This window comes from Actinokineospora cianjurensis (genome assembly GCF_003663795.1).
GTDB classification, from domain to species: domain Bacteria; phylum Actinomycetota; class Actinomycetes; order Mycobacteriales; family Pseudonocardiaceae; genus Actinokineospora; species Actinokineospora terrae.
In genome coordinates this window covers 254,803-275,455 of the sequence record NZ_RCDD01000005.1, presented here as the reverse complement: position 1 = coordinate 275,455, position 20,653 = coordinate 254,803, and the positions used below count along the sequence as shown (strand labels likewise).

At 72.3% G+C, this 20,653-nt stretch carries 13 protein-coding genes; 6 read left to right on the top strand and 7 right to left on the bottom strand.

The genetic code is table 11. The annotated features are described in order from the left end of the window. The first annotated feature begins 220 nt into the window (after nucleotides 1-220). The 3 genes from CLV68_RS26555 (at nucleotide 221) to CLV68_RS26545 (ending at nucleotide 4,016) form a co-directional block, all read left to right on the top strand. Nucleotides 221-2,719: an FtsX-like permease family protein gene (locus CLV68_RS26555; protein WP_121393748.1), complete on the top strand. Its 2,499-nt coding sequence runs from the start codon at nucleotides 221-223 to the stop codon at nucleotides 2,717-2,719. Between the two features lie 41 nt (nucleotides 2,720-2,760). Then, on the top strand, nucleotides 2,761-3,123 hold the full coding sequence (locus tag CLV68_RS26550) for an RNA-binding S4 domain-containing protein (RefSeq protein ID WP_211346773.1): 363 nt from the start codon (nucleotides 2,761-2,763) through the stop codon (nucleotides 3,121-3,123). A 167-nt stretch (nucleotides 3,124-3,290) separates the two neighbouring features. Continuing rightward, nucleotides 3,291-4,016, top strand: a complete 726-nt coding sequence (locus CLV68_RS26545) for a dienelactone hydrolase family protein (protein WP_121393619.1) — start codon at nucleotides 3,291-3,293, stop codon at nucleotides 4,014-4,016. Between the two features lie 105 nt (nucleotides 4,017-4,121). Here CLV68_RS26545 and CLV68_RS26540 read toward each other — a convergent pair whose 3' ends face one another. The 3 genes from CLV68_RS26540 to CLV68_RS26530 all read right to left on the bottom strand — a co-directional run bounded on the left by CLV68_RS26540 (nucleotide 4,122) and on the right by CLV68_RS26530 (nucleotide 6,382). Further along, on the bottom strand, nucleotides 4,122-4,568 hold the full coding sequence (locus CLV68_RS26540) for a GNAT family N-acetyltransferase (RefSeq protein WP_121393747.1): 447 nt from the start codon (nucleotides 4,566-4,568) through the stop codon (nucleotides 4,122-4,124). Nucleotides 4,569-4,713: 145 nt separating this feature from the next. Beyond that, complete coding sequence (locus CLV68_RS26535) at nucleotides 4,714-5,466, bottom strand: SDR family oxidoreductase (protein WP_121393618.1); 753 nt, start codon at nucleotides 5,464-5,466, stop codon at nucleotides 4,714-4,716. 25 nt (nucleotides 5,467-5,491) lie between these two features. Next, nucleotides 5,492-6,382 (bottom strand): helix-turn-helix transcriptional regulator, encoded by an 891-nt coding sequence (locus CLV68_RS26530; RefSeq protein WP_121393617.1) that lies wholly within the window; start codon nucleotides 6,380-6,382, stop codon nucleotides 5,492-5,494. Nucleotides 6,383-6,704: 322 nt separating this feature from the next. Between CLV68_RS26530 and CLV68_RS26525 the strand changes: the two genes are divergently transcribed. After that, on the top strand, nucleotides 6,705-7,427 hold the full coding sequence (locus CLV68_RS26525) for a S1 family peptidase (protein WP_121393616.1): 723 nt from the start codon (nucleotides 6,705-6,707) through the stop codon (nucleotides 7,425-7,427). A 77-nt stretch (nucleotides 7,428-7,504) separates the two neighbouring features. Beyond that, a complete protein-coding gene (locus CLV68_RS26520) occupies nucleotides 7,505-10,363 on the top strand; it encodes a helix-turn-helix transcriptional regulator (protein WP_121393615.1) in 2,859 nt (952 codons plus the stop codon). Nucleotides 10,364-10,409: 46 nt separating this feature from the next. On the opposite strand, the gene CLV68_RS26515 is transcribed toward CLV68_RS26520, so the two are convergent. The 4 genes from CLV68_RS26515 to CLV68_RS26500 form a co-directional block, all read right to left on the bottom strand. After that, the gene (locus CLV68_RS26515) at nucleotides 10,410-11,990 is read right to left on the bottom strand and encodes a M20/M25/M40 family metallo-hydrolase (protein ID WP_246010123.1); all 1,581 of its coding nucleotides are present in this window, start codon (nucleotides 11,988-11,990) and stop codon (nucleotides 10,410-10,412) included. Nucleotides 11,991-12,243: 253 nt separating this feature from the next. Next, the gene (locus tag CLV68_RS26510; protein WP_170224596.1) at nucleotides 12,244-14,628 is read right to left on the bottom strand and encodes a Xaa-Pro dipeptidyl-peptidase; all 2,385 of its coding nucleotides are present in this window, start codon (nucleotides 14,626-14,628) and stop codon (nucleotides 12,244-12,246) included. A gap of 168 nt (nucleotides 14,629-14,796) precedes the next feature. Then, the gene (locus tag CLV68_RS26505; protein WP_170224595.1) at nucleotides 14,797-17,631 is read right to left on the bottom strand and encodes an ATP-binding protein; all 2,835 of its coding nucleotides are present in this window, start codon (nucleotides 17,629-17,631) and stop codon (nucleotides 14,797-14,799) included. A gap of 203 nt (nucleotides 17,632-17,834) precedes the next feature. Beyond that, nucleotides 17,835-19,313 (bottom strand): trypsin-like serine protease, encoded by a 1,479-nt coding sequence (locus CLV68_RS26500; RefSeq protein ID WP_121393613.1) that lies wholly within the window; start codon nucleotides 19,311-19,313, stop codon nucleotides 17,835-17,837. 246 nt (nucleotides 19,314-19,559) lie between these two features. Here CLV68_RS26500 and CLV68_RS26495 point away from each other — a divergent pair, with 246 nt between their 5' ends. Beyond that, nucleotides 19,560-20,453, top strand: a complete 894-nt coding sequence (locus tag CLV68_RS26495) for an XRE family transcriptional regulator (protein WP_121393612.1) — start codon at nucleotides 19,560-19,562, stop codon at nucleotides 20,451-20,453. The last annotated feature ends 200 nt before the right edge of the window (nucleotides 20,454-20,653 follow it).

Sequence of the window (20,653 nt, the reverse complement as noted above, 5' to 3'; positions counted from 1 at the left end):
CTGTGGCGGGCGGGCGTGGGCCAACGATCGTGAGGACCGGGTGGGGGCCACCGTTGTAGAGGGCACGTTCAGGGCCGGCGTCTGCACCTAGTCGAAGTGGAGTAGTGGTGGTAGTGCCTGCACTACCACCACTCCACCCGCGCACAGGATCGTGCGCCGCCCGCCTGCCGACCAGACTTTGCCCTGATCAGAAACATCTGGGGTGAGGGGCGTGGCGACGATGGTGGGACTGGCCTGGCAGACGATGCGGACCCGGTTGAGCGGGTTCGTCGGGGCGTTCTTGGCCGTCCTGTGTGGAACGGCGGTGGTGGCCGCGTGCGGGGTGTTGATCGAGTCGGGGTTGCGGGCGGGGGTGCCGCCGCAGCGGTATGCGGGTGCGGATGTGGTGGTCGGTGGTGAGCAGACCGTGCGGCCGGAGGGGGTTGATGTTCTCGGTGGGCTGCCTGTGGCGGAGCAGCCGACCATCGACGCGGGGGTGGTTGGTCGGATCGCCGCGATCGAGGGGGTGCGCGCCGCAGTAGCCGAAGTGGACTTCCCGGCGAGCGTGATCACCGATCGCGGGCCGGTGCCGTCGCGGGGGCACAACTGGGCGGCGGCGGTGTTGGCGCCGTTCACCCTCACCGCGGGCGAGGTGCCGGATGGGCCGGACGAGGTCGTGCTGGACGCCGGGTTGGCCCGGGGTGTGGCCGTCGGCGCGCTGGTGCGGGTCGAGACGCCCGCGAGCAGTCGGGAGTACCGGGTGGTCGGGGTGGCGTCGGCGCCCGGGGTGACCAGGCAGGCGGCCGTGTACTTCAGCGAGGAGCAGGCCACCGCGCTGTTCGGCAGGCCGGGACGGGTCCACGCCGTCGGGGTGCTGGGCGATGGCGGGCTCGGCGATGGCGTGGCCGAGCGGGTCGAGCAGGCGCTGGGTGCCGGCTTCGAGGTGACGACGGGGGCCGAGCGCGGCGCCGTGGAGTTCAGCGACGTCGGGCAGGCGCGGGCGTTGCTGACCGCCATCGCGGGGTCGTTCGGCGGGGTCGCGCTGCTGGTCATGGTGTTCGTGGTGAGCAGCACGTTGGCGTTGTCGGTGACGCAGCGGCGGCGGGAGTTCGCGTTGCTGCGGGCCGTCGCGGCGACCCCGAGGCAGGTCCGCGCGCTGATCGGCGGCGAGACGCTGGTGGTGGCCGGGGTGGCGGCGGTGCTGGGCGGGATCGGCGGTCTGCTGGTCGCGGGCTGGTTGCGGGACGCGTTTGCCGTGATCGGGATCGTGCCTGCGGACTTCGAACTGGCTCTAGGACCGATACCGGTCGTCGCGGCGGTAGCGCTAGGGGTCGGTGCGGCGAGGCTCGCGGCGTATGTGGCGGGGCGCAAGCCGTCCCGGATCTCCCCTGTCGAGGCACTCGGTGAGGCCGCGATCGAGCCTCAGGGCCTCGGTCGGGCGCGCACGGTGGCGGGGGTGCTGGTGACCGCGGCGGGGGTGGGGGCGGCGACCATCCCGCTGTTCCTGGACAGCCCGGTCGTGGCCGGGATCAGCGCGTTGTCGGCGCTGGTGATCGTGATCGGGGTCGGCCTGCTCGGCCCGCTGGTGGTCGGCGCGGCGATCCGGCTGGTCGCGGCCCCGCTGGGCAGGCTGTCGCGGGTCGGCGGCTACCTGGCGGCGGCCAACAGCCTGGCCAACACCCGCAGGCTCGCGGCGGCCATCACCCCGATCATGCTGGCGGTCGGCTTCGCGGTCGCGCAGTTCTTCAGCCAGACGACCCACACCGACGCGGTGCGGCAGCAGACCGAGGCGGCCACCATCGCCGACTACGCCATCGCGGGTCAGGGCCTGTCGCCGCGGGTGGCCGACGAGGCGAGGAGGGTCCCCGGTGTGGCGGCGGCGACGTCGGTGGTGCGCACGCGGGTGTTCACCACGACCACGATGGGCGAGAAGGTGGAACTGGAGCAGGGTGCGGCGCTCGGTGTCGACGGCGACCAGGTGCGCGGGGCGTTGGACCTGGGGACGGTCACCGGTGACCTCGCCGCGTTGACCGGGGACACTGTCGCCCTGAGCGAGAACCAGGCCGACTGGATGGACAAGCGCATCGGCGACCCCGTCCCGCTCTACTTCGGCGACGGTCAGCAGGCGACGCCGCGCCTGGTCGCCACGTACACGCACCACCTGGCGTTCGGCGACTTCGTCCTGCCCGCCGAGCTCGCCCGCGCCCACACGACGGACGCCGTGGACAGCTCGGTGCTGGTGCGGTTGGCGCCCTCGGCGGACGCGGGGGCGGTCTCCGCTGCCTTGCGCGCCCTCAGCCCCACCGTCACCGTGGGCGACACGGTCACGACCGCCGACCCGCCCCAGGCGTTCTGGGTCAACCTCGTCGCGTTCGCCGTCATCCTCGGCTACATCGTCATCGCGGTCGGGAACACCCTGGTCATGACCACGGCTCAGCGGGCCCGCGAGTTCGCCGTCCTGCGCATGGTCGGCACCACCCGGCGCCAGGTCCGGCAGATGATATGGCTGGAGGCGGGGCTGACCAGCGGCATCGCGGCGGTCATCGGCACGCTCATCCCGGCGGTCCCGCTCGTCCTGCTGGGGATCGGCCTGGCAGGCGACCCGATCCCAGCCGGGCCGGTGACCGTCTACCTGGCCGTCGTCGGCGCCGCCGTCCTCCTGGCCCTGGTGACCACGGCCATCCCCACCCGCGTGGCGCTGCGGACCAACCCGATGACCGCGATCAGCCTCCGGGACTGACCCGCTGTCGCGGGGGCGGGGTGGCCGGGCATGATGGCGGGGTGGAGTCGGTCCGAGTGGACTGCTGGTTGTGGGCGGTCCGGTTGATGAAGACCCGCCCGGACGCCGCGGACGCGTGCCGGGGCGGACACGTGCGGATCAACGGCAGGCCCGCGAAGGCGTCGACCATCGTGGTGCCGGGCGACGAGGTCCGGATCCGGATCGCGGCGACCACCCGGGTCGTCGAGGTCACCGTGACGATCCGCAAGCGGGTGAGCGCGGCGGTCGCGGCGACCTGCCTGATCGACCGCACGCCCAAGCCGCCGCCGGAGGCACTGGTCCCGGTCGCGCGCCGGGACCGGGGCACGGGTCGGCCGACGAAGCGCGAGCGGCGGGAGCTGGACCGGTTCCAACAGCAGGCGTGAAAACCGGTGGCGGGCGGGCAGCGGGTGCTGGTACTTTCCGCGCGGCCGTGCGAGAGACCTGAGGAGGTGGTACCCGTGAACGTATCGACATGGGTGCTCTCCTCTGGGGTCATGGTCGGGCGGTAGGTCGTCCGGGAGCGCCGTTGACACTCCCGAAAGGCACGACCATGCGCTTCACCGCCGAACAACGCCACGACGACGGCGTCCTCGAACGCTCGTTCACCCTCGGCGACATCCCCGGGATCCTGTGGACCCTCGCGTCCACCCCGGCCCCGCTGCTCCTGCTCGGCCACCCAGGCGGACTGCCCGCGATGTACCCGCGGCTCTCCGGCAGGGCCCGCCAGGCCGCCGCGGCGGGCTTCGCCTCGGCCACCATCGAACTCCCCGGCAGCGGTGACCGGCCCCGCTCCGCCACCGCCGACCAGGCCCGCGCCGACCTGCGCGGCGCCCTGGCGGCAGGCGAACCGGTCACCGACGACATCGTCGACCGGCTCGTCCTCCCCCTGGTCGACGCCGCGGTCCCGGAGTGGCAGGCCGCGCTGGACGCCCTCCTGCCCCTGCCCGAGATCGACGGCCCGGTCGGGTACGCGGGCGGGGTGATCTCCATCGGCGTCCGGCTCGCGGTGGTCGAACCGCGCGTCTCGGCCGCACTGCTGTTCGCCGGGAGCTTCGTGCCGCGAGCCATCTTCGACGAGGCCCGACAGGTCACCATCCCGCTGCTGGTCCTGCTCCAGTGGGACGACGAGGGCAACGACCGGCAGATGGCCCTGGACCTGTTCGACGCCCTCGGCTCCACCGAGAAGACGTTGCACGCCAACCTGGGCGGCCACACTGGGGTTCCCGCGTTCGAGGGTGACGACGGGAACCGGTTCTTCGCACGGCACCTGAAGTAGCGCGGTAGGACCGGTCCGGGCCTACCGCGACCGCTGACCCGCCCGCTCCGACGGCAGTGGCAGTACCGGCCGGGGCGGGCGGGACGCACATGTCGACCAGCGCTCTTACAGCGCCTGGGTGAAGCGGATCTTGTCGGCGGCGGTGGCGCCCAAGCGGCGGTAGAAGCGGATGGCGCCTTCGTTCCAGGTGGGGGTTTGCCATTGGACCTGGACCATGCCCAGGGTGCGGGCGCGGTGCAGGACGGCGTCCATGAGGAGTTGGCCGATGCCGTGGCCGCGGGCCTGGGGGCGCAGGTAGAGGCAGTCCATGTGCAGGTACTCCCAGCCGTCCCAGGTTGAGATCTCGGGGGAGCAGGTGGCGTAGCCGATGACCTCGTCGGCCTGTTCGGCGAGTAGGCAGTGCAGGCGGGCGGCGGGGCCGAAGAGCAGGGCGTCGAGGCGTTGGGCCAGGCCGGGGCCAGGGGCGGGGGCGCGTTCGTACTCGGCGTGCTCGACGATCAGTTCGAGGATGGTGGGCAGGTCGGCGCGCCCGGCGGCGCGGACGGCGGTCATCGGGGGGTCCCGCTCAGCGCGGCCAGCCACGCCGTGTGCCCGTCCACCACACCACCTCACCCCATCGGCCCACCCGTCACCCCCATGCTGCTCGCCCCGGCCCGTGGGTGGGCGGTCCACTCATCGGCGAAAGTCCGCAGTCCACTCAGCCCTCGCGCATCATCCGGTACCCGAGCCCCGGCGCGACCCGCATGATCGCGGCCAGCAGCGCCGTCGCCCCGACGTACACCCTGGCCCGGTCGCGGCGCACCCCGTCGAGCACCTCGGTGGCCGCCCGCGCCGGGCTGATCTTGCGGAACTTGCCCCTCCCCCGCGTCATGTCGGTGTCGACCAGCGGGAACACCGCGTCGAGCACCCGCACGTGCGGCGCGCCCCGGCGGCACTGGTAGTCCAGCGCCCTGGTGAAGGTGCGGACCGCGGCCTTGGTCGCGCAGTAGACCGGCGCCGATGCCTTCGGGGCGAGCGCGAGACCCGTGGTGACGTTGACGACCGCCGCCGACTCCTGGGCGCGCAGGTGCGGGAGCAGCGCCGCGCAGAGGGTGACGACCGCGTCGAGGTTGACCGCGATCTCGGCCCGCGCCGCCGCTCGGGTCGCCACCGGGTCGTCGGCCAGGAAGTCGCTGTGCGCCTGGACACCCGCGTTGTTGATCAGCACCGACAGGTCCGGGTGCAGCGCGACGAGCCGGTCCGCGAACGCCGCGGTGGCCACCGGGTCCGCCAGGTCGACGACGTGCGGGTGCACGCGCGAGCCGTGCTCGGCCGCCAACGCCTCCAGCCGCGCCCGGTCCCGACCGACCGCGACGACCGTGGCCCCCAGGTCGACCAGTTGCCTCGTGAGTTCCCGGCCGACGCCCCGCGCGCCGCCGGTGACCAGAACGGTTCTTCCAGTGAGTTCCATTGTTTTCGCCCAACTCGGAGAGTGATCAGCTGAAGGAGTGCCGATAAGCGGCCGGGGACATCGCGGTCCGCCTGGTGAACTCGCGGGTGAAATGCGGTTGATCGGCGTAACCGCAGGCGAACCCGATGGTGCTGAGCGGGTGGGTGCCCGCGAGCAGGAGCGCGGCAGCCGCCTCGGTCCTGGCCGCGCCGAGCAGGTCCTGGAACCCGCCCGCCGCCCGCAGCGCCCGTTGCAGGCTCCGCCCGGACGTCCCGACAGCCGCGGCGACCTCGGCCAGCGACCACCGCCTGCCCAGGTCGGACGCCAGCAGGCCGTGCACCCGGGTGACCACATCGGACCGTTCGGGCACCGGGACCGGCGACCGCGGAGTCGTGCCCGTCCACTCGAAACGCCACCACCCGGACCCGGCCACCGGCGGCGGCGCGACGAAGTCACCACCGGTGAACACGACGATCGCCGACGGTCCGACCGCGACGGTCAGCCCGCGCACGCCGATCACCCCGAGCAACGCCACCAGCACCCCGAGCACGACCGCGTCCTCCGCGGGTTCCGGCGGGATTCCCACCGGCCCCACGTGTTCTACAGTGATTTGACCACCGGTGCCGCCCCGCACCTCGACCCGGTGCCGCGAGTGCGTGAAGCGCTCCAACCGGCGCCACCGGTCGAGCAACTCGGCGGGCGTGGTGGCCAGCGACAGCGCCGAGACCGCTGGATCGGCGGCCAGTTCGCGCAGTACGCTCCCCGCTCGCGCCAGCGGCAGCAACCCGTGCGCGGCGGCGACCTCGGCGAGGTACCCCCGTTTGGCGTCGAGGGGGAGCAGGGCGCCCGCGGCCTGGGGCGCGGTCGTGTCGATCCCCGCCTCGGCGAGGCCGCGGCGCACCGCGGCCACCAGTCGCGCGCTGGCGTACTCGTCCACCCGACCTCCCGCTGTCCACTCCGGCCAGCGTAGGTCCGTGGTGCCCGCGGCGTCTTGAACGATCGCGCCACCGGCCGCCGACCCGAATTCCCGCGACCGCGGCGCGCACTCGGTTGAGGGGTACCGGCGGTGAATAGGGTGTTGTTGTTCAAAACTGTCAAACTACGTACGGGTTCTACAATTTATAAGTACCGGGTACGGATTGATCACGCTCCGCCATCGCCCGCACCATTGCGTCGTGTCCCCCCTGCGTGACCCGGAGTCCCACCGGGTCACTGGACTATCCGCGCTCCCTGTCCCGGCGCGGAGAAAGCGATGGCCCATGAAGCTCATCAAGTCCGTTCTCGCACTTGTCGCCACTGCCGCCGCTGTGGCCGCGGTCGCTCCGGCGGCCTCGGCCAAGCCCGCACCACCGGTCGACCCGGGCGCCACCGTCCAGATCATCGGCGGCAGCTACTACAACGGCAGCGCCACCTGGGCTGCCCGGCTGTTCTCCAACGGTCAGCAGAGCTGCACGGCCACCCTGATCGCATCCCGCTACATTCTCACCGCCCGGCACTGCGTCAGCGGCACCCTGTCCTTCCGGATCGGCAGCCTCGACCAGAACTCCGGCGGCACGGTCGCCAACGGCGTGCAGACCACCACGCACTCCGCGGCCGACCTGGCCATCGTCCGGCTCGACCGCGCCGTCGCAGGCCCGTACTCCCCGCTGGGCACCACCTCCGACGTCGCGGTCAACCAGTACGTCACGGTCATGGGTTGGGGCGCGACCTGCACCAACCAGGCCGAGATCAACTGCCAGTCCCGCTACCTCAAGCAGGCCACCGTCCGGGTCGACACCGTCAACGGGCGCGACTACGTCGGCGGCGTCGGGATCGGCGCCTACTGGTACAACGGCCTCACCGCCGGTGGCGACTCCGGTGGCCCGATGTGGGGCAACGGCCGCCAGATCGGCGTCGCCTCCACCAGCAACCGCTCGGACTACACCACCTACACCAACATCACCCGCTACCGCTCCTGGATCCAGTCCATCGCGGGCGTCTGATGTGGACTGATCACTGAACCGAACCGCGGGGCGGGGGGCAACGGCGCCTCCCGCCCCGCGGCCGCAGGGAGAGCCACATGCCGAGCCACGAACAGCACTGCGCCCTGATCGGCCGCGAGCACGAACTGGGCCTGCTCCAACTGCTGGTGCGGCGCAAGCCCGCGCTCGTGCAGGTGGAGGGCGAGGCGGGGGTCGGCAAGAGCAGACTGGTCCGCGAACTCCTCGACACCCTCGGTGGCGACGCGCCCACCGTGCTGATCGGCTACTGCCAGCAGCTGCGCGAGCCGTTCGTGCTCGGCGCGGTGCTGGAGGCGCTGCGCCGCGCCAGGGGGCGGTTGGCGCAGTGCGGCGAACTGAACCCGGTCACCTCGGCGCTGCGCACGGCGGTGCCGGAACTGGCCGACGTGCTGCCCGCCCCGGCCACCGGCGGCGCGGACCCGGAGTTCGACCGGCACCTGCTCTTCCGCGCCATCCGCGAGGTGCTCGCCGCGCTCGGACCGGTGCTGCTGGTGATCGAGGACCTGCACTGGGCCGACGACGGGACCCTGCAGCTGCTGCGGTTCCTGATGGCCGACCCGCCCCCGGAGCTGGCGGTCGTGGTGACCTACCGGCGCGAGGACGTCGCGGGCGGCATGCCGCTGGGCACCGCGTACCGACCGGGCGCGGGCGTCACCGCGGAGCTCGTCCAGCTGCAACCCCTCGGGGTGGCGCAGGTCCGGATGTTGGCCGCCGCGATACTGCGCACGGACTCCGTGAGCGCCGCTTTCGCCACCGAACTGCACGAGCACACCGCCGGGCTGCCGTTCGTGGTCGAGGAGGTGCTGCGCGCCATGAGCGACAAGATGATCGCCGAGAGCGGCGACGGCACGGTCCCGCGCAGGCTGTCCGAGCAGGGCGAGGTCCCGGTCCTGCTGCGCGAGTCGGTCGCCGAGCGGCTGGCCGCGCTGTCCGCGGAGGCGGGCAGGCTCGTGCGCGCCGCGGCCGTGTTCACCATCCCGGCCGCGGTGGAGCTGCTCGGTGAGGTCGCGCGGCTCTCGGGGGAACGGCTCGGCGCCGCCGTCGACGAGGCCCTGGCCTGCTCGATCCTGCACGACCCCGGCGACGGCACCTGCGCGTTCCGGCACACCCTCGCCCGCCAAGCGGTCTACAGCACGGTGAGCGCGATGGAACGCCGTGAACTGCACCAGCGCGCGGTGCGGCTGCTCTCCGCGCTCGACCCGCTGCCCCTGGTGCAGCTCGCCGAGCACAGCAGGTTGGCCAACCGGCGGGTCGACTGGCTCGCCTACGGCGAGGCGGCGGCCGACCAGGCGCTGGCCGTGTCCGACGCGACCACCGCGACGCCGCTGCTGCAACGGTTGCTGGCCGAACCGAACCTCACCGGTGCCGACGTCGACCGGCTCGGCGTGAAGCTGGGCGAGGCGTCGCTGCTCGGCCTCTACACCCGGGGGTCGGCGGTGCTGCTCAAGCGCCTGCTGGTGGACCCGCGGCTGTCGTCGTCGGCCCGCGGCGAGGTCCGCATGCAGCTGGGTCTGCTGCTGTCACGGCAGAGCGACGCGCTCGCCGAGGGGCGCGCGCAGCTCGAACTGGCCGCCGACGAGCTGGCCGGTCGGCCGGAACTGGCGGCCAAGTGCATGAGCGCGCTGGCCCAGCCGTTCACCGGCGACACCCCGCTGTCCCTCGTCGCACCGTGGATGCGCAAGGCGGACGCGTTCATCGACGAGTGCCACGACCCGGAGCTGCGGATCTTCCTGATGGCCAACGTCATCGGCTCCCTGGTGGCGATCGGCGACCACGACATGCACGACCGGCTCGCGACGGTGCCCACCCTCGCCAAGACCCTGGGCGAGCAGCGGCAGGTCGCGCGGGCGCACAGCAACCTCGCCGACTCGCTGACCACCATCGGCCGCTTCGACACCGCCCGCGACTTCCTGCGCTTCGGCACCCGCGCGGCGGAGGAGAGCGGGGCGCTGTACGTGCTGAGCACCGCCCGCAGCACCGCGATCCGGCTGGACTGGTTCACCGGCGCCTGGGACGGGCTGGCCGCGCGGGCCGAGTCGCTGCTGGTCGAGTACCGCGAGTTGATGGCGGTCGCCACGGAGTTGAACCTGGTGCTGGGGCTGCTCGCCCTGGCCAGGGGCGAGTGGGCGGCCGCGGCGGGATACCTGGCCGACACGGGGGTTCGCACGCCGCAGAACGCGATCACGCCGGTCGCGCTGGGCGGTAGCGCGGGATTGGTGCGGCTGGCCTTACGCAACGACGACACGGTGCTGGCCGTGGTCGAGGCCGACGCGGGCATGGCCCTGTTGCGGCGCAAGGAAGTCTGGGCGTGGGCGGGCGAGTTCGCCCCGGCCGCTGTGGACGCATACCTCGCCGCAGGCCGAGTCCACGACGCCCAGGACACCATGCGCTCCCTGGCCCAGGGCATCACCGGCGTCGTGGCTCCACTCGCCGCCGCTGCCCTGCACACCTGCCGCGGCGCCATCGCCGAGTACCTCGGCAACCCGGCCGAGGACCACCACACCGCCGCGGCCCGCGCCTACGACGACCTCTCCGCCCCGTACCTGGCCGCCACGGCCTGGGAACGCGCCGAGGCCCAACGCCTGGCCAAGGGCGACCCCACCGCCAGCGAGGCGTTCAGCCGCTGCGCCGAGCGCTACGAGGACTTGGGCGCCACCCATGACGCGGCCCGGTGCCGCCACTTGCTGCGGACACTGGGGATCGTCACACCGTCCCGGCAGGGGCGGCGGGGGTACGGGAACACGTTGTCGCCTCGGGAGCGGGAGGTGGCCCGGCTACTTGCCGCTGGGCACACCAACAACCAGATCGCGGAGATCCTGTTCTTGTCGCCGCGGACGGTGGAGCAGCACACTTCACGGGTGCTGCGAAAGCTGAAGGTAGTGTCCCGCCGCGACATCCGGGTCTCCGACCTGCCGTGACTGTCCGCAGGGGCGACCGGGTGGTCACCCCTGCGGACAGGCTGGGCTAGCGGACCGGGTTCTGCAGGTCCAGGGTCCAGCTGTCGATCTTGCCGACGTCGTTGGTCGCGGCGTCGCGGACGCGGAGGGTCCAGGTGCCTTGGGCGGATTCGGTGCGCAGGTCGAGGACGTAGGACTTGACGATGTTGTCCGCGCTGCCGCCGGTGCGGTTGTGGAGGGTGTAGGGGGTGCCGTCGGGGGCTAGGAGGGTGACCACGAGGTCGCCCTGGTAGGTGTGCTGGATGTTGACGTCGACCTTGCTGTTGGCCGAGGGGCTGGTGTTGCAGCCGGTGAGGGTGATCTTGCTTTCGACGGTGGTGTTGTCCGGGATGGCGACGTCGGTGCCGTTGGTGTAGCGGCAGCCGGTGGGGGCGTCGTTGCGGACGTTGAGGGTGTAGGTGGCGGTGCGGGTGCCGCCGGGGGCGGCTCCGGACACGACCACGGAGTACGACCCGACCGGGGACGAGGTCGCCACGGCGATGGTCAATGTGGACGATTGGCCGGAGGTCACCGTCTGCGGGCTGAAGGTCGCGGTGGCGTTGGCAGGCAGGCCGCTGGCCGACAGCGAGACCGACTGGGCCTGGCCCGCGATCGTCCTGGTGGCCACGGCGACGGTCAGGGTGTTGCCCGGCATGGCCTCACCGGCGGTCGGCGACAGCGACACCGCGAAGTCGTTGGCCGGGGTGTCGGACACGCCCGCGAGCTTCCACACGGTGTGCGCGATCGCGTTGGTGCTGTGGCCCATGGTGCGCGAGCCGACGTTGCTGATCGTGTCGCAGGCGGCGTGGTAGCACGGGTCTGTGCCGGAGCCGATGCCGCCGACGGTGATGTTGTACTTGGCGAACGAGGAGTGGTCGGAGCTGCCGTTCCAGCTGATGGGCGTGGTGGCGATGCCCTTGGCCTGGAAGTACTCCTTGAAGTGGTTGGCGATGGTGGCGTTGTGGTTGTAGACGCCCCAGGTGGTGACGTCCTTCTGGCCGACCATGTCGAAGTTGAGGTACGCGGTGATCTTGGCGCGCTCGGCGGCAGGCAGGTTGTCCGCGTAGTACTTCGAGCCGATCAGGCCCAACTCCTCGGCACCCCACCAGCCGAAGCGCAGCCGCTTCTCCGGGCGCAGGTTGTCCCGCGACACGGCGAGCGCGACCTCGAGCACCGCCGCGGTACCCGATCCGTTGTCGTTGATGCCGGGCCCGGCGGTCACGCTGTCGAGGTGCGCGCCCGCCATGACGACCTTGGTGGCGTCGCCGTGGGGCCACTCGGCGATGACGTTCCAGCCGGTGGCGCCGTTGTGGGTGAACGGTTGCAGGGTCGTGGTGTACCCGGCGGCGTCGAGCTTGCCCTTGACGTAGTCGGCCGACGCGCGGAACCCGGGCCTGCCGTGCGCGCGGTTGCCGCCGTTGTTGGTGGCGATGGTCTGCAGCTGGTTGAGGTGCGCCATGACGTTCTCGACCGGGATCTCCGGCGCTGCCGACACGAGCGCGGGGGCCTGCTGGGCGGGCGCGGGCGCGGAGTTCGCGATCCCCGCGGTGACGCCCAGCGCCAGCACCGCCGACACGACGGCGGTGAGGGCCGCTCTTGGTGACTTCACTTGCTCTCCTCCTCGGAGAAGGACGGGTGCGCGACACCCCGCCGGGTCAGCGACGGGGGCGCGCGGGAAGCGGGGTGGGGTCCACCGGTGGCGATGCCGCGCCACCCGCGGTGTCCGGACGGTACCCAGTGTCCGGTTCTCCCGACAAGGACGTCTCGTTGCCAGTGGAACCCGGAATCCATTACTGGGAAAGGGAAACCCCTCGTTCGTGCGCCTTCGGGCGGCGCCGGGGCGACCCGGCGCCGCCCCGGGCTCACCCGAGGGTGATGCCCCAACCCCGCACCGTGCCGGTGTCGTTGGTCGCGGCGTCGCGGACCTGGAGCTTCCAGGTGCCGTTCGGTGCCTCACCGGCGAGGTTCACCGTGTACGAGCGCACGATGTCGTCGGCGGAGCCACCGGTCCGGTTGTGCAGCACGTACGCGCTGCCGTCCGGCGCGATCAGCGAGACGACCAGGTCGCCCTGGTAGGTGTGCTGGATGTCGACGTCGACCTTGCTGGTCGCCGATGGCGTCGCCGCGCAGCCGGAGACGGTGACCGGACTCTCCACAGTGGAGTTGTCCCGGATGGCCACCGGTGTCGTGGTGCTCGCCTTGCAACCGCCACTGGGCCCGCTGACCACCAGTGAGTACGCCGCGGTCTTGCTCGTGGCGCCCTGCGCCTGGATGGTCACCGGATACGTGCCGGGCGGGGTGGTCGACGAGGTCGCGATCGTCAGCGTGGACGACGCGCCGGAGGTCACCGAGGTCGGGGCGAAGGTCGCCGTCGCACCGGCGGGGAGCCCGGTCGCCGACAGGGCAAGCGATTGCGCGCTGCCGCTGGTGGTCGCGGTGGCGACGGTCGCGGTGGTCGACCCGCCCGGCGCCACGGTGCCCGTGCCCGGCGACACCGCGACGGAGAAGTCGTTGCCCGGCTGGGAGATCCCGGTCAGCGGGACGGTCAGCGTGCTCTGGCCCGGCGCCAGCTTGAGCTGGGTACCGGCGGTGGGGCGCAGCGTGTAGTCGTAGTCGGTGGAGATCACGACGAGGCCGATGCGGTGGCCCGCGGCGAACACGTAGTCCTTGGGTTGCAGGGAGAACGACAGGTCGTACTCCTGGCCCTGGGTGATCGGCTGGCTGGTGCTGAGGCCGTCGCGGTTCTGCGGGTCGATCCAGCCGCGGGTGACGATCACCGGTGACGAGCCGCCGTAGTCGACGAGCAGCGCGGTGAGGTTGGCGGCCTTGCGGTTCTCGACCGACGCGCGCAGGGTCACCTTCGGCACGCCGGAGAGCTTGGCCTGCGTGGCGAGGGCGTCACCGCGGTAGACGAGCCTGCTGCCGTTCGCGCTGTCCGGGCTCGCGACGAGGGTGGTGGCCGTGCTGGTCCGTCCATTGTCGACGAACGCCTGCTTGACGTCGCCGCCCGCGCCGGTCAGCGACAGCGTGCCCGGCGCGGTCGCGGAGGTGGCGCCGAGGCGGAACACGGCGTTGCGCGCGGCCGGGTCCGGCCAGTCGGCGTACTGCTGCCAGGTCCCGTCGGTGAACTGCACGTCGGCCTTGGGCTCGTTCATGACGCCGTTGTCGATGCCCTTGAGGTGGTAGTCGAACCACTTGAGCACCGCGGCCTGGTAGTCCGAACGCGACGGTGCGCCGTGCCCGCCCCGGTGCAGCCAGATCTTGCGCGGGACGTTGTTGGCCTTCAGCGCGTCCCACCACTGGGCGTACTGCGACCCCTTGACGTTCCAGTCGGCCTGGCCGTGCATGACGAACACGCCCGCGGTGACCTTGTTGGCGTCGCGCAGGTAGTCGCGCTGCTGCCAGAAGTTCGTGAAGTCGCCGGTGACCCGGTCCTGGTCGCGGGTGATGTTCGCGATCTGCCCGGAACACCGGGAGGCGTTGCCCACCACGGCTTTGGCGAGCACGTCGGCGTCCTCGCCCTGGTACCCGCCGGGGGCGACGACCAGCCCGTTGGCCCGGTAGTAGTCGTACCACCGCGAGATCGCCGCGATCGGCACGATCGCCTTGAGCCCGGGGACCCCGGACGCGGCGGCGGCGTTGGGCAGGGTGCCGTTGTAGGAGATGCCGATCATGCCGACGTTGCCGGTGCTCCAGGTCGCCTTCACCTCGGTGCCGGAGGTGTTGTAGCCCTTGGTGCGGCCGTTGAGCCAGTCGATGACGGCCGTGGCGCCCAGGGTCTCGTTGCGGTCGCCGGTGGTCGGGCAGCCGTCGGAGTCACCGGTGCCGATGCTGTGCCCCATGACCACGGCGTACCCGCGCGGCACGAAGTAGTCGTCGTACCAGTCGGGCAGGTCGGGCGCGGGCCGCAGCGATTCGGCGAACGCGGCGGCGGACCCGGCGGTGACGCCCTCCTGCGGGAGCCGGTCCACATTGGGGTTGTAGTTGGCGGAGGTGTTCAGCCCCTTGACGTACGGGCTGTGCTCGAACACGACCGGCACCCGGGTGCTCCCGGACGGTCGCGAGATGTCGATGGCGACTCGGTCGAGCCGTCCGTTGCCGTCGGTGTCCACGGTCGTCTCGACGTAGACGCGTTCCTCGAGCATGGCCGCGGTGCTCTCTCGCGCGCTCGCCGCACTGGTGACCAGGGGGACACCACCAGCGACGACGAGCGCGGCAACCAGCACGGCACGGGGCAGGGGCCGCATGGGCGCTCCTTCACTTCTTGCAGGGACCACCAGCCAGCCCCACCCCACCCCCCGCCGTCAATCCGCCGTCCGGCACCCGCGCATAACAGTGATGAGCTGTCCGCTTTAACTGTGAACGCCCGACTTCAGGGCAGTTGAGGAAGCAGGCCATCTGGGAACGCGCGGGGGTCAACTCCCATGGCGTGAGACGTACGCGGCACGGGACAGGGCGCCGTGCTTGCGGAGGATGTTGGCGACGTGGTCCTCGACCGTGCGGCGGGACAGGAAGAGGGTCTCGGCGATCTCGCGGTTGGTGCGGCCGTCGGCGAGGAGGCGGGCGATCTCGGCCTCGCGCGGGGAAAGGGCGCGGCCGTAGCCGCGGCGGCCCCGGGTGGAGGGCATGGGGGTGCCCGCGCGGCGGGCGTGGTGGCGGCAGCGGGCGGCGGCGATGACGGCGCCGATCCCCTCGTAGGTCTTGGCCAGTTCCAGGAACGAGTGCGGGGCACCGAGGAGGGCGGCGCGTTCGGTGAGGGTCGCGGCGAGGTAGGGCAGGCCCAGTTCCTGGTGTTGGGCGGCCGCGGCGGTGTAGAGCGGGGCCACGACCTCCGGTGGGTTGGTGGCGGCGGCGAGGTGGGCGTAGGCGGCGGCCAGGGAAACACTCAGGTAGGGGCCGTCGAGGGTCGCGATGCCCGCGGCGGTCTGGTCCACCAACCTGCGGGCGTCGTCGAGCCGGTCGGCTGCGGCGTAGGCCGGCACCGCGGCCGGAACCAGGTCGCCCGACCAGGCCCAGACCCGTTGGCGGCGCAGGATCTCGGCACCGGAGTCGATGTGGGTGCAGGCGGTCCGGACATCGCCCCGGTCCAGGGCCACACTGGACAGTGCGGCGATGGCGGCGAGGACGACCGGTGTCACGGCGGACTCCGGGTCGGCCAACCCCGTGTCCCGCAGGCACGCCTCGGCCCGCGCGGTGTCGCCGGCGGCGAGAGCGAGCCACCCCTGGACCAGGCGCACCTCGCCGGTCACCGGCAGGGCGCCCGGGTTGGCCGCCACGATCGCCTCAGCACGATCGTCCAAACCGGACCAGCGTCCCGCCAACCAGTCGAGCCGGGCCTCGGTGCCCAGGCCGGTGCTGCGCACGTACGGCGCGGACTCGACCCCGCGCAGCCCGTCGGCGAGCAACGCCCTGGCGTGGTCGTAGTGGCCGAGCCAGGCGCACACGTCCGCGAGGTTGCACCGCGCGCGCCCCAACTGCCGCAGGTGTTCGGAGTCGTCCGGGTCGACCCGGGACGGCAGCAGGTCCTCCAGGTCGGCGATGCCCGCGTCGCCCAGGGTCAGCCGCGACTGCAAGGTGCTGGCCAGCAGGGTGGTGCGCTGCGGGCCGGGCGGCATCGCGTCGATCCGGTCGAACACCAGGCCCTGCCAGCGCCTGCACTCCTCCACCGACCGGTTGCCGAGGTAGGGCATGCCGAAGATGGCGACCCCGCGCAGGCTCCAGGTCCCGGCGACCCCGGTGGTGCGCACCGCGGTCCTGATCTTGAGGTCGGCCCTGGGCAGGTCGCCCGGCGCGCGCATGAGCAGCAGCCCGAGTCCGATCGCGACCTCGGCCCTGACCCGCTCGGAGAGCCGCTGGTCGGTGAACAGCCGCTCCAGCACCGGGATCAGCTCGCGGTGCCGGGCGCCGCGCAGGCCGTGTCCGCACAGGACGGTGACCAGCCGGGCGAGGTCGTCGGCTGGCAGGGCGGGCTCGGCGACCAGCTCGGTCAGCCATCCAACCGCGATGTCGTCGCGTCCCGCCGCCATCGCCTCTTCCGCCGCGCGCACGCCGTGGCGCAGCCACTCACTCAGCGCACCCGCTCCGCGCGCGTGCGTGGCCAACCGCCGCGCGGGCCACCGCTCCCCCAGCACCGCGAGCGCGCGTTCGTGCAGTCGCCGCCGCTCACCGCCGGGTAACGACTCGTACACAGCCTGTCGCGCCAACGGGTAGCGGAACGCGATGCCCGCGTCGGTCTCGACCAGCACGGCGCGCCGCACGAGCCGGGCGACCTCGACACCGTCCACTCCGGCCACCTCGCCCAGCACCGCCGGGGACGCGGGAGCGGCCACCACGGCCGCCGCGTGCACCAGTGACGCCGCCGCGCCCCACAGACCCCGCAGCTGGTCGGCCATCTCGTCGCGCACCGACCACGGCACGGGCACCCGGCCGAGCACGCGTTCCGCCGCGGCTTCGTCGGCGTGCCGCAACGCACCGGGATCGCGCACCGCGCCGACGAGTTCGGCCACCGCGAACGGCAGTCCGCCGGTCCGCCGCCACAACGCCGCGGCGACCGCGTCCGACACCGGGCCGACGACCTGCGCGGCGACCCGGCCGACCCCGTCGCGGCCCAGCGGCTCCACCACGACCCTGGTCCTGGTCATCCGGCCGGGCCGGGCGCCGAGCGGGCCGCCGGGTCCGACCTGCTCCGGCCGGTAGGTGAGCACCAGGGTCAGCCCCGCTGGCGGGTGGTCGACGACCGCGCGCAGCACCCGCAGGCTCCACCGGTCGACCCACTGCGCGTCCTCCACGACCAGCGTCACCCGCCCCAGCGCGCCGATCACCTCGCGGAACCCGGCGGCGACGACACCGCCGGACGGCCGGGCCGGGGACGGCGGGAGCCGGTCGGTCAACTCCGGCAGGTGCGCCCGCACGGCACCCGCGGCGGGCCCCAGCGGACCGAACGCGCGCGGGTAGGTGCTCAGCAGGTCGACCAGCACGCCGAACGGCGCGCGGTCGCGCGACGGGTCGCAGCGGCGGGTGGCCACCCAGTGCTCGACGCCCTGGCGGCGGGCCAGTTCGGCGACCAGCGCGCTCTTGCCGACCCCGGCGATGCCCTCGACCAGCACCAGCGACGGCGGCCACTTCGCCGCCTCGGTCACCGCGGCCAGTTCCCGGTCCCTGGCCACCGGTGCCGCGGTCCCCGGGCGCACCCACACCCGCCTGGCGGCGGCCGGACCACATTCCGGTCCCCGGCCGGCCAGGTAGCCCATGCGCCGAAGCATACCGAGACCGAATGGGCTCCGGTACTCATTCCCAGCCGCCATCGAATCCCATTTCCCCGGTACGTACTCAATCACCGAGTACCTACTGTTTCCACGGTTGTTCTCCACCACGGAAGTGGGGTGCGGAATGGGCGGTGCGGCCAGGGGTCACCCGACCGCACCGCCATTTCCTCCCGTTACCCTGCCGGGGCTCAGGTCACGGTGAGCACGAACTCGGTCTGACCGGTCTTGCCCGCCGTGTCGGTCGCGGTGATGACGATCTTGTAGGTGCCGGGCTGGAACGGCGCGAACAGCGACATCTGGCTGGTCCCGCCCGGGGTGACGCTGAACGGGAAGAACATCGGGGCGAAGGTCAGGCCGGTGGCGCTGAGCCTGCTCGCGCCGGTCCCGCCCGCCACCGTGACCGCGGCCTTGACGCTGCCGCCCCTGGCGACCGTGGCCGAGGACGGCGCGGCGGTCGGCCTCGGGCCGTCGGTCGACCCGCCGTCACCCACGGTCAGCGTGTAGGTCGCTGTCTTGCTGCCCGTGCTTCCCTTGGCACTCACCGTGATCGGGTAGCTGCCCTTGGCCGTGCTCGCCGCGACATCGAAGGTGACCTTGGCCGACTCGCCGGAGTTCACCGCCGCGGGCTGGAACTTCACCGACACCCCGGCGGGCTGGCCGGTCGCCGACAGCTCCAACCGCTCCGGCTGGTCACCGGCCGTGGTCGCCACCGTGGCCGAGATGTACTTGCCCGGGTCCGCCTTGCCGGAGGACGGGGTGACCGCGACGGTGAACTTGCCGTCGCCAGGGGGTGTGCCGCCACCGATCTCGGACCTCGCCCAGTCGCCCATCGCGTTGGTCAGCCGCGCCATGATGCTGTAGCGGTCGCAGCCGCTGGAACCCCAGGACACGACGCCGACGATGACACCGTCCACGGTGAACGGTCCGCCGCTGTCGCCGGTGCAGGTGGCGGTGCGGCCGTCGTCGTAGCCGACGCAGACCATCAGGTCCGGGTTGACCCTGGTGTTGAACACCTGGCAGCCCGACGCGTCGTTGACCGGCATCGTCGTCTTGTAGAGGACACCGGAGCCGCCGTTGGCCGAGGTGCGCCCGTAGCCGATGGCGGTGCCGTTCTTGCCGGGCTGGGTGAGCGCGGAGTCACCGGACCCGGCGACCTTGGCCCACTGGCCCTCCGGCACCGGGAGGTCGTCCTCGGTGGTGACGACCGCGACGTCGTAGCCGGTCTGCCAGCCGCCGGTCCCGGAGTAGCTCGGGTGGGCCTTGAACGAGACCACCTTGGTGCGGAAGCTCTCGTCACCGGTGGTGTTCAGGTCGTCGTCGCCGTAGAGGTAGTGCTTGGCGCCGGTGGCGTCGATCATGCAGTGCGCGGCGGTGATGATCTTGCGCTTGCCGACGACGGACGCGGTGCAGGACTGGCCCTGGGGTCCGCCGCCACCGGCCCGCATCCCGGCGATGACGAACGGGTTCTCCCGCACGGTGGTGCGCTGGCCGTTGACGACCTGGCCCCCACCGCCGCCGAGCACGAGCTGGTCGGTGGGGGTGGCCGCGGTGGCCGGGTGTTCAGCGGCGGGTTGTTCCGCGGCTGGTTGCGCGGCGTACGCCACGACGGGCACCGCTGCCACGGCCAGTGCCAGCGCGGCGGCGAGCAGGAACTTGCGCTCTCTCACGACGATGTCCTTCTGTCGCAGGGAATCGAACGGTCGGGGCCGGCGTGACCGGACCGCCTGCGGGGAACATCCGCAGGCGGCCAAGTGGACTATCGGGCCCGGTCACCGGCGAAACAACCGTGGTAATCGTGGGTAGCGGGTGCTGGACATGGCGGGCGCGGCGACAGATAGTGGTAGCCCGCGCGACCGGCACCGCGACGCCCCCTGCTCGTCGCCTGCCCGCCGCGCGACTCGAGGAGGCAGTCGATGGCGCGATCGATCCGGTCACCGGAGTTCGGTCGGGACCTGAGCCGGGTGCCGCGCACCGGCACGTTCGGCCAAGCGCTGGACGCGGCCATCACCGCGCGCGGGCTCACGCTCGACCGCGTCCGCTACCACCTCGCGGAGAAGGGCATCGACGTCAGCGTCGCCACCCTGAGCTACTGGCGGCGCGACCGCAGGCGCCCGGAGCGCGAGGAGTCGCTGCGCGCCGTGCGGGCGCTGGAGGCGCTGCTCGGGCTGCCCGCGACCTCGCTGTTGACGCTGCTCGGGCCGCCGAGGCCGCGTGGCAGGTGGCTGCGCCGGGAGACCGAGCTGCCGCTGATGGCGGAGTTCGACGACCCGGACGAGGGCGACTACACGATGGTCTCCGCGCACGACGTGTTCACCGTCGGGGTGGACGGCGACGAGCGCGGTGTCCGGTCACGCTTAGTGCTCAGGGGCGAGCGCGGACGGGTGACCCGGTGCCTGGTCAAGTACCAGGCCGACACCCCCGACTACCCGCCCGCGCTGACCACCGTGCGGTTCTGCCGCCGCGGCGAGGTGCGCCGGGACGACGCGACCGGCCTGGTGGTCGCCGAGCTGCTGCTCGACAAGCCGCTGCGCGCGGGCGACCACGCCGTCGTCGAGTACGAGATGGCCTCGGAACCGGGCCCGCGGGTGGAGTTCTACTACCGGCAGTTCCTCACCCCGGTCGCCGAGTACAGCCAGCAGGTGCAGTTCGAGGGCGCGCTGCCCAGCCGCTGCCACGGGTTCCGGCGCACCTCGCTGCACGGGCCGGAGCAGGTCGCCGAGGCGCTGACCGTCGGCCCGTCCGGGGCGAGCTGCCAGGTGGGGTTCAACGTCTCCCCCGGCATCATCGGCACCCGCTGGACCTGGTGAACGGGTTCTTCACAGTTTAACTGTCGAGGAGCGGGAGCCCCCGCGTCGATTTCACAGATTTACCGGCCACCGGACTTGTTAGACCGCCGAGATTGCTTCCTTACCGTGACTGCGGTCATTCTATCGGGCGTCACCCTGCGAAGTGACGACAGTTTCAGTCGTCCGAAAGGCACCCCGTATGCACCGCAAAATCGGGACAA

Bases quoted from the DNA above. Each gene is read 5' to 3' on its own strand.
- CLV68_RS26555 (WP_121393748.1), top strand. From the start codon at position 221: ATGGTGGGACTGGCCTGGCAGACGATGCGGACCCGGTTGAGCGGGTTC.
- CLV68_RS26545 (WP_121393619.1), top strand. From the start codon at position 3,291: ATGCGCTTCACCGCCGAACAACGCCACGACGACGGCGTCCTCGAACGC.
- CLV68_RS26540 (WP_121393747.1), bottom strand. From the start codon at position 4,568: ATGACCGCCGTCCGCGCCGCCGGGCGCGCCGACCTGCCCACCATCCTC.
- CLV68_RS26535 (WP_121393618.1), bottom strand. From the start codon at position 5,466: ATGGAACTCACTGGAAGAACCGTTCTGGTCACCGGCGGCGCGCGGGGC.
- CLV68_RS26525 (WP_121393616.1), top strand. From the start codon at position 6,705: ATGAAGCTCATCAAGTCCGTTCTCGCACTTGTCGCCACTGCCGCCGCT.
- CLV68_RS26520 (WP_121393615.1), top strand. From the start codon at position 7,505: ATGCCGAGCCACGAACAGCACTGCGCCCTGATCGGCCGCGAGCACGAA.
- CLV68_RS26510 (WP_170224596.1), bottom strand. From the start codon at position 14,628: ATGCGGCCCCTGCCCCGTGCCGTGCTGGTTGCCGCGCTCGTCGTCGCT.
- CLV68_RS26505 (WP_170224595.1), bottom strand. From the start codon at position 17,631: ATGGGCTACCTGGCCGGCCGGGGACCGGAATGTGGTCCGGCCGCCGCC.
- CLV68_RS26495 (WP_121393612.1), top strand. From the start codon at position 19,560: ATGGCGCGATCGATCCGGTCACCGGAGTTCGGTCGGGACCTGAGCCGG.